8 protein-coding genes and 1 pseudogene are annotated in these 8,725 nt (G+C 73.6%); 7 read left to right on the top strand and 2 right to left on the bottom strand.

Going from position 1 to position 8,725, the window contains the following annotated elements:
• From ACXJKG_RS16675 to ACXJKG_RS16660, 4 genes and pseudogenes are all read left to right on the top strand, one after another.
• A pseudogene (locus ACXJKG_RS16675) lies at positions 1-305 on the top strand (hypothetical protein); the annotation flags it as partial.
• A 110-nt stretch (positions 306-415) separates the two neighbouring features.
• Positions 416-1,744 (top strand): UDP-N-acetylglucosamine 1-carboxyvinyltransferase, encoded by a 1,329-nt coding sequence (gene murA / locus ACXJKG_RS16670; RefSeq protein ID WP_456846865.1) that lies wholly within the window; start codon positions 416-418, stop codon positions 1,742-1,744.
• A gap of 40 nt (positions 1,745-1,784) precedes the next feature.
• Complete coding sequence (locus tag ACXJKG_RS16665) at positions 1,785-2,549, top strand: lysophospholipid acyltransferase family protein (protein WP_456846864.1); 765 nt, start codon at positions 1,785-1,787, stop codon at positions 2,547-2,549.
• Positions 2,546-3,598, top strand: coding sequence for an NAD(P)H-dependent glycerol-3-phosphate dehydrogenase (locus ACXJKG_RS16660; protein WP_456846863.1), 1,053 nt, complete (start codon positions 2,546-2,548; stop codon positions 3,596-3,598). Before ACXJKG_RS16665 ends, ACXJKG_RS16660 begins: the two co-directional genes overlap by 4 nt.
• Here ACXJKG_RS16660 and ACXJKG_RS16655 read toward each other — a convergent pair.
• Entirely contained in the window at positions 3,595-4,752 is a 1,158-nt protein-coding gene (locus ACXJKG_RS16655) for a trans-sulfuration enzyme family protein (RefSeq protein ID WP_456846862.1), read from the bottom strand. The two genes, ACXJKG_RS16660 and ACXJKG_RS16655, sit on opposite strands and share 4 nt — an antisense overlap.
• Positions 4,753-4,881: 129 nt before the next feature.
• On the opposite strand from ACXJKG_RS16655, the gene ACXJKG_RS16650 reads away from it, so the two are divergent.
• Both ACXJKG_RS16650 and ACXJKG_RS16645 read left to right on the top strand, forming a co-directional pair.
• Positions 4,882-6,051 carry a D-alanine--D-alanine ligase family protein gene (locus ACXJKG_RS16650; protein WP_456846861.1) on the top strand — a complete coding sequence of 390 codons (1,170 nt, stop codon included), beginning with the start codon at positions 4,882-4,884 and terminating at the stop codon, positions 6,049-6,051.
• Between the two features lie 267 nt (positions 6,052-6,318).
• Complete coding sequence (locus tag ACXJKG_RS16645; RefSeq protein WP_456846860.1) at positions 6,319-7,395, top strand: fatty acid desaturase family protein; 1,077 nt, start codon at positions 6,319-6,321, stop codon at positions 7,393-7,395.
• A gap of 13 nt (positions 7,396-7,408) precedes the next feature.
• Here ACXJKG_RS16645 and ACXJKG_RS16640 read toward each other — a convergent pair whose 3' ends face one another.
• Positions 7,409-7,894 carry a DUF3515 family protein gene (locus ACXJKG_RS16640; protein WP_456846859.1) on the bottom strand — a complete coding sequence of 162 codons (486 nt, stop codon included), beginning with the start codon at positions 7,892-7,894 and terminating at the stop codon, positions 7,409-7,411.
• A 47-nt stretch (positions 7,895-7,941) separates the two neighbouring features.
• On the opposite strand from ACXJKG_RS16640, the gene thiL reads away from it, so the two are divergent.
• The coding region (gene thiL, locus ACXJKG_RS16635; RefSeq protein ID WP_456846858.1) for a thiamine-phosphate kinase at positions 7,942-8,725 on the top strand (784 nt) is incomplete at its 3' end.

Genomic DNA, 8,725 nt, shown 5'->3' with positions numbered 1-8,725 from the left:
GCGCCATCGCGGACCTGGGCTCGCTGCAGGGCCTCGCCGCGGCAGAGGCGCCCGCGCCCACAGCCCCCGCCCCCGCCGCGGCTCCGTCGACGGCCGTGAAGCCGAAGGCCACGACCAAGGCGTCGGCGAAGACGAAGGCCACACCGAAGGCCAAGGCGAAGGCCGAGGCGAAGAAGGCCGACGTCAAGAAGCGGGCCGACGCCGCGAAGAAGGCCGACGCGAAGAAGCGGGCCGACGCCAAGAAGGCCAAGGCGAAGGCCGCAGCCAAGAAGAAGTCCGGCAAGGGCCACACCAAGAAGAAGTAATCCCGACGGCGGACCGTGTGAAGGTTCCGCACGGCCTCGGCGCGCCGGAGCCCGGACGGTCGGGAGCACCCCAGCGCGTGGGAGACGATGGTTCGATGACCGACCTTTCCATGACGGATCTGCTGTACGTCAACGGTGGCAACCCCCTCTCGGGCGAGATCACCGTGCGCGGCGCCAAGAACTTCGTCTCCAAGGCGATGGTCGCGGCGCTGCTGGGGGAGACGCCCAGCGTGCTGCGCAACGTGCCGCAGATCCGCGACGTCGCCGTGGTGACGGGCCTGCTCGAGCTCCACGGGGTCAAGGTCGACGCGGACGCCGAGGCCGGGGTCCTGCACCTCGACCCGACGGACGTCGAGTCGGCCCACGTCGCGGACATCGACACGCACGCGGGCTCGAGCCGCATCCCGATCCTGTTCTGCGGCCCGCTGCTGCACCGGCTGGGCGAGGCGTTCATCCCCGACCTCGGCGGCTGCAGGATCGGCGACCGGCCGATCAACTACCACCTCGACATCCTGCGGCAGTTCGGCGCGGTCGTGGAGAAGACCGACAACGGCATCCACATCCGCGCGCCGCGGCGCCTCCAGGGCACCAAGATCGCGCTGCCGTACCCCAGCGTCGGGGCCACCGAGCAGCTGCTGCTCACCGCGGTCCGCGCCGAGGGCATCACCGAGCTGTCCAACGCGGCGATCGAGCCCGAGATCATGGATCTCATCAACGTGCTGCAGAAGATGGGCGCGATGATCTCCGTCGACACCGACCGGGTGATCCGGATCGAGGGCGTCGACCGGCTGGTCGGGTTCCGGCACACGGCGCTGTCGGACCGCATCGAGGCGGCGTCCTGGGCCTCGGCGGCGCTGGCGACGGGCGGCGACATCTTCGTCCGCGGCGCCACGCAGCCCGAGATGACGACGTTCCTCAACACGTTCCGCAAGGTGGGCGGCGAGTTCGCCATCGACGACGACGGCATCCGGTTCTTCCACCCCGGCGGCGACCTGCGCTCGATCACGCTCGAGACGGACGTGCACCCGGGGTTCATGACGGACTGGCAGCAGCCGCTGGTCGTCGCGCTCACGCAGGCCAAGGGCCTGTCGATCGTGCACGAGACCGTCTACGAGAACCGCTTCGGCTTCGCGGACGCGCTGGTCGGCATGGGCGCGACGATCCAGGTCTACAAGGAGTGCCTGGGGGGCCGGCCGTGCCGGTTCGGGCAGCGCAACTTCTACCACTCGGCGGTCATCTCCGGGCCGACGCCGTTGTCCGCGGCCGACATCGAGGTGCCGGACCTGCGCGGCGGGTTCAGCCATCTCATCGCCGCCCTGACGGCCAAGGGCACCTCGTCCGTGCGGGGGATCAGCCTGATCGACCGCGGCTACGAGCGGTTCACGCAGAAGCTCGAGGCCCTCGGCGCCGAGTTCAGCCGCGAGCTCACGCGGGCGTGAGCGTCCGGTCCGCGCCGGCCGCCCGGTAGCATCTGCTCCCGTGCATCCGCCGGCCAGATCCAATCGCGCCTACCGCAACGTCGCGCGCATCGTGCGTCCCCTGATGCTCGCCATGACGCGCCGCGACTGGAGCGGCACCGAGAACCTCCCGACCGAGGGTGGGTTCATCGTCGCGTCGAACCACATGACGAACATCGATCCGCTGACGTTCGCGCACTTCCTGTGGGACAACGGGTACGCCCCGAAGATCCTGGCCAAGGCGCCGCTGTTCAAGGTGCCCGTGCTCGGCGGGGTCCTGCGCGCGACCGGGCAGATCCCGGTGTACCGGAACACGACGTCGGCCGGGGACTCGCTCAACGCGGGGATCGCGGCGATCGAGGCCGGCGACGCGGTCGCGGTCTTCCCGGAGGGGACCCTGACGCGCGACCCGGACCTGTGGCCGATGGTCGGCAAGACGGGCATCGCCCGCCTGGCGCTCAGCACCCGGGCACCGGTCGTCCCGGTGGCGCAGTGGGGCGCGCAGACGCTGCTGCCCCGCTACGGGAAGCTGCTCAGGCCCATCCCGCGCAAGATGGTGACGGTCGTGGCGGGCCCGCCGGTGTACCTCGACGACCTGTACGACCGCCCGCAGGACACCAAGACGCTGCGCGAGGCCACCGAGCGCGTCATGGCGGCGATCACCGCGCAGCTGCAGGAGATCCGCGGCGAGGAGCCGCCGACGGTCCGGTACGACATGCGCAAGCCGCCCGCGCCGGGCGAGAAGAGGGTCGGCGGCGACCACGCGACCCACCCCGAGCTGCCGTGACGGCGGACCAGGTGGCCGAGGAGCGGCCCGCAGTCCCCGGCGCTCCCCGGTTGCGCGCCGCCGTGCTGGGCGCCGGCGCGTGGGGCACCACGTTCGCGGCCGTCATGGCCGACGCGGGCTGCGACGTCACGGTCTGGGGTCGCGACGAGGCGGTCTGCCGGCAGATCGCCGACGAGCACCGCAACGAGGCGTACCTGCCGGGTGTCGCGCTCCCGGCGCGGGTCACGGCGACGCACGACGTCCGGGCCGCGCTGGCGGGCGCCGACATCGTCGCGGTCGCCATCCCGTCGCAGAGCGCCCGAGCGACCCTCACCCCGCTGGCCGACGCCGTCGCCCCGCACGCCGTCGCCGTCTCCCTGATGAAGGGCGTCGAGCTGTCGACCGACCGCCGCATGAGCGAGGTCGTCGCGGAGTCCCTCGGCATCCCGGCGGGCCGCGTCGCCGTGGTCTCGGGCCCCAACCTGGCCCTGGAGATCGCGCACCGGCAGCCGACCGCGACCGTGGTGGCCTCGACCGACGAGGCGACCGCGCAGCTGGTGGCCCGCGCGTGCGCATCCGCCTACTTCCGCCCGTACACGAACGACGACGTCGTCGGCGTGGAGCTCTGCGGCGCCGTGAAGAACGTCATCGCGCTCGCCGTCGGCATCTCCCAGGGCCGCGGCCTGGGCTACAACACGATGGCCACGGTCATCACCCGCGGCCTGGTCGAGATCACGCGGCTGGGCCTGGCGCTCGGCGCCGACGCCGACACGTTCCCGGGCCTTGCGGGCCTGGGAGACCTCATGGCGACCTGCGCGTCGCCCGACTCACGCAACCACACGCTGGGCGGGCACATCGGCCGCGGCATGACCCTGGACGAGGCGATCGCCGCGACCGGGGGCACGGCCGAGGGCGTCAAGTCGAGCCGCTCCGTGCTGGAGCTGGCGACGACCCTGGGCGTCGAGATGCCGATCACGTCCGCCGTGGTCAAGGTGCTCCACGAGGGGCTGCCGGTCGACCAGCTCGCCTCCCTGCTGCTCGCCCGGCCGCACAAGGCCGAGGGGGTCTAGAGGGTCCCTCTCGACCGGGTCAGCGCCTGGTCGAGGTCGCGCCAGAGGTCCTCGACGTCCTCGATGCCGACCGACATCCGCAGCAGGTCCTCGGGGACGGTGACCGACTCGGTGGCGAACCGGCGGCGGCGCTCGAGGCTCGACTCCACCCCGCCGAGGCTGGTCGCCGGCACCCACAGCCGCAGCGCCGCGACCACCGCGTCGGCGGCCTCGGGTCCGCCGACGGGCCGCAGGCCGATGATCGCGCCGAAGCCGTCCATCAGCCGCGCCGCGCGCTCGTGGCCCGGGTCGGTGGGCAGGCTCGGGTGCCGGACCTCGGCGACGGCCGGGTGCTCGCTGAGCCGGCGCGCCAGCTCGGCGGCGTTGGCCTGCGCGCGCTCCACGCGCAGCGACAGGGTGCGCAGGCCGCGCAGCGCGAGCCAGACCTCGAACGGTCCGGCGATCGACCCGTGCAGGGTGCGGTACGCGTGGAGCCGGGCGTGCAGGTCGTCGTCGTCGGCCAGGGCGGCGCCGAGCACGACGTCCGTGTGGCCGGCCAGGTACTTGGTCACCGAGTGCACGACGACGTCCGCGCCGTGCTCGAACGGCCGCTGCACCAGGGGCGTCGCGAACGTGTTGTCGACGCCCACCAGCGCGCCCGCCGCGTGCGCGGCCTCGACCAGCACCGGGAGGTCCGCGACCTCGAGCATGGGGTTGGTCGGCGTCTCGACCCAGAGCATCGACGTGGGGAGCCGCAGCGCGGCGAGMACGGCGTCGGTGTCGTCGATGTCCACCAGCTCGACGTCGACGCCGAGGCGCTCCTGCAGGTCGTGGGCGTACCCGAGGGTGACCTGGTAGGAGTGGCGCGGCAGCACGAGCCGGCCGCCGGGGGGCACCAGGGAGAGGGCTGCGGCGATGGCCGCCATGCCCGACCCGAACACCAGCGCGGGGTGCGCCGACCCCTCGAGCGTGCCGAGCGCCTGCTCGAACGGGTGCCACGCGTCGGCGTCCATGCGGCCGTAGAGCAGCTCGCCCGGGCCGGGGACGCCCTGGGAGACGAACGTCGAGGAAAGGACGACGGGCGGGTTCACCGCGGCGCCCTGGGCGCGCGGGGGCCGCCCGGCGGACACGACGAGCGTCGCGGGGGAGAGGTCGTCGGTGCTCTCGGAGGTCACCGCCGCAGAATATCCGTCGGGTGCTGCGGTGGTCGCCCACCGGGCGGTCCGTGGGCAGCCCCACGGATGTCCCGACGACGACCCGGACGTGCCGGGCCGAGGCCCCGCCGCCAGGTAGGGTCGGGCGCGATGGACGCCACCTCCCAGCCCTCGGGCCACGACCACACCGCCGCGCCGACCCCCGAGGTCGGTCGCCGCCCTCGCGTGATGGTCCTGTTCGGTGGCCGCTCCGGCGAGCACGCGATCAGCTGCGCCACGGCGGGCGGCGTGCTGCGCGCGATCGACCGCGACCGCTACGACGTGCTGGCCGTCGGCATCACGCCCGCGGGCCGCTGGGTGCTGGCGGACGACGATCCCGACCGCTGGGCCATCGTCGACGGACGCCTGCCGCAGGTCGAGGACACCGCCGCGCACGTGCTGCTGCCGCAGGCCGTCGACGACCGCGACGTGCAGGTGCTCGAGCCGGGCCACCTGCCCCGCGTGCTCGGCGAGGTCGACGTCGTCTTCCCGCTGCTGCACGGTCCGTTCGGCGAGGACGGCACGCTGCAGGGGCTGCTCGAGCTGGCCGACGTGCGCTACGTCGGCGCCGGGGTGCTCGCCTCGGCGGTCGGCATGGACAAGCACATGATGAAGCTGGTGCTGGCGGGTCACGGGCTGCCGGTCGGGCCGTTCCGGGTGGTCCAGCCCGGTGAGCTCGACCGCGACCCCGAGGGGGTGGCGGCGCGGCTCGCCGAGCTCGGGCTGCCGATGTTCGTCAAGCCCGCGCGCGCGGGATCCAGCCTGGGCATCTCGCGGGTCACCGACCTCGCGGACCTGCCGGCGTCCATCCGCGCGGCGGCCGAGCACGACCCGAAGGTCATCGTCGAGGCCGCGATCGTCGGGCGCGAGATCGAGTGCGGCGTGCTCGGCGGGCACGACGGGGACCGGGCGCGTGCGTCGCTGCCGGGCGAGATCCTGGTGGTCGACCCCCGGCACGCGTTCTACGACTTCGAGGCCAAGTACCTCGACGAGGCCGGCGTGACGCTGTCCTGCCCCGCGGACCTGCCCGAGGGCATCGTCGCGGCCGTGCAGGACGCCGCGGTGCGGACGTTCGAGGCGGTCGGGTGCGAGGGGCTCGCGCGGGTGGACGTCTTCGTCACCCCGGACGGCGGCGTGGTGGTCAACGAGATCAACACGATGCCCGGCTTCACGCCGTACTCCATGTACCCGCGCCTCTGGGAGGCGTCCGGGGTCGGCTACGCCGAGCTCGTGGACGAGCTGCTGCGGCTCGCGCTCGCGCGTCCGACCGGCCTGCGGTGAACGCTCCCTCGATGTACGTCGGCAGGGGGCGTGGGCGTACGCCCAAATTCAGCGCGCCAGGCTACCCTCAGGGCATTCGTGGTGGACCGCGACCGACAACGACGTCGTCCGCGGTGGTCGTCCCCCCATCACCGTCGGGACGCTCCGCGCCCCTCCGCACCCCGGAACGGGGTGTGCCGCACGGCCGGCAGGCAGCGTCGGCTCACGTAGATCGCTGGTGAACTCCATGCTCGTCCCGCAGGCAGAAACTACCCGCGAGGCGAGCGCATGAGCGCCACTGTGTCGCCCGGGGCACCCATTCCGGCGCGTGCCGCCACCACGCAGGACTACTCGGCCCTRGCCGCCTACGTCCGCGAGTCGGGCCTCCTGGGCCGCCGCTACGTCTACTACTGGACGCGCCTCGTCGCCGCCGTGCTGGCGTTCGCCGGCGTGTGGGTGGCCGTCGTCCTCATCGGCAACTCGTGGTGGCAGCTGGCCGTCGCCGCCGTGCTCGCGATCGTGCTCACGCAGATCGCCTTCCTCGGGCACGACAGCGCGCACCGCCAGATCTTCAAGTCCGGGCCCTGGAACGACTGGACGTCCCGCATCCTGGCCGGCGGGTTCGTCGGCCTGAGCCACACGTGGTGGCGCAACAAGCACAACCGGCACCACGCCTCGCCCAACCAGGTGGGGGCGGACCCGGACATCGCGCCCGGCGTCGTCGTCTGGACCCAGGACGCGCTCGAGACGCGCAGCGGCTGGCGCGCCTGGTTCGGCCGCAACCAGGGCTGGTTCTTCTTCCCGCTGCTCACGCTCGAGGGCATGAGCCTGCACCTGTCGAGCGTCCGGCTGCTGCTGGCCAAGGGGACCGTGCCGCACCGGTGGGTCGAGGCGCCGATCGTCCTGACGCGTCTGGTGGTGTACGTCGGGCTGCTGTTCTGGCTGCTGCCTCCCGGCAAGGCCGCGGCGTTCATCGGGGTGCAGATGGCCCTGTTCGGCGTGCTGCTGGGCGGGTCGTTCGCCCCCAACCACAAGGGCATGCCGATCATCCCCGCCGGGCTCAAGGTCGACTTCCTGCGTCGGCAGGTGCTGACGTCGCGGAACATCCGGGGCGGGCTGGCCGTCGACTTCATGATGGGCGGGCTCAACTACCAGGTCGAGCACCACCTCTTCCCCAGCATGCCGCGCCCGAACCTCAAGCACGTGCAGCCGGTCGTCCGGGACTACTGCGAGAAGCTCGACGTCAAGTACACCGAGGTCGGGTTCTTCCGGTCGTACAAGATCGTCGTCGACTACCTCAACCGCGTCGGCCTGGCGGACCGTGCGGCGTTCGACTGCCCGGTCGCGGCGCAGTACGGGCGCTGACGGGCGGGCTGCCCTACAGGCAGGTCCTGACCTGCTCGGTCATGGCCACCGCGGGTCCCAGCTGGTCCACGAAGGACGTCGAGCGCGCCGTCGCGACGGCGGCCGGGATGTGCAGCTCGACCGCGGGCTCGCGGCCGTAGGTGGTGAACGTCCAGTCGCCGTCGTCACCCTCGACGACCACCCAGTCGATGCTGGGGCCGCCGGGGGTCTCGACGGTCTGGCAGTGGTCCGTCGTCGGCCCCAGGGGCTCGACGCCGCAGCGCAGCACGATCGGGGTCGCCGGGTCCCCCCACGCCGTCGTCGCCTGCGCCGTCGTGTCCCGCTGGGGGAGGCCCTCGCCCAGCGAGTCGGGCATGGCCAGCACCACGGACGCGCACACGGGGTCCGTCGCGTGCGGGGCCACCTGCGCCGGGACGGTGCTCGCACAGCCGGCGAGGAGCGTCAGCCCGAGCACCGAGGCGGCGGCGGGCAGGCGTCGGCTCGGGGGCAGCAGGGGCACCCGGTCACGGTAACCCGAGCAGGGCGCCGAACCTCTACCGTGTCCGGGTGACCGGCGACACCCCGACCGACCGCCCGCTCGTCTCCGAGCTGTCCGAGGAGGCGCTGCTCGCCCGCATCTTCCCGCTGCTTCCCGCGGGGGCCGACACGCTCGTGCCGCCCGGGGACGACGCCGCCGTCCTGGCCGCGCCCGACGGCCGGGTCGTGGTGACCACGGACGTCCTGGTCGAGGACCGGCACTTCCGGCGCTCGTGGTCGTCGGGAGACGACGTCGGGCGCCGGGCGGCCGTGCAGAACCTCGCCGACGTCGCCGCGATGGGTGCCCGACCGACGGGGATCGTCGTCGCGCTGGTGATCCCGGGCGACCTGCCCGTCTCGTGGGTGGAGGGCCTCGCGCGCGGGCTCGCCGCGGAGTGCGAGCCCCTGCGGGTCGGCGTGGTCGGCGGCGACCTGTCCGGCGGCCCGCTCGTCGTCGTGGCCGTCACCGCGCACGGCGACCTCGAGGGGCGTGCGCCGGTGCTGCGCTCAGGCGCCCAGCCCGGGGACGTCGTCGCGCACGCCGGCGTGATCGGGTGGTCCGCCGCGGGCCTCGCGCTGCTCGAGGCGGGGCGGACCGACCTGGACCCCGAGCTCGTCGGGTCGTTCCTGCGCCCGGTCTCCCCGCTCGCCGCCGGTCCGGCCGCCGCCCGGGCGGGCGCCACGGCGATGCTCGACGTGTCGGACGGGCTGCTGCGGGACGCGGGCCGGCTCGCCCGCGCGAGCGGCGTCCGGGTCGACCTGGAGACGTCGGCCCTGGTCGACGACCTGGGCCGCCTGGCTGGCCCGGCCGAGG

It is taken from the genome of Cellulomonas sp. P5_C6, assembly GCF_054049635.1.
Note: the sequence above shows the minus strand (reverse complement) of the source record. Positions and strands in the feature narration are given on the sequence as shown.

What these genes read in the sequence shown, in the direction of transcription:
- ACXJKG_RS16650 (WP_456846861.1), top strand. Translation starts at nt 4,882, where the DNA reads ATGGACGCCACCTCCCAGCCCTCGGGCCACGACCACACCGCCGCGCCG.
- murA (WP_456846865.1), top strand. Translation starts at nt 416, where the DNA reads ATGACGGATCTGCTGTACGTCAACGGTGGCAACCCCCTCTCGGGCGAG.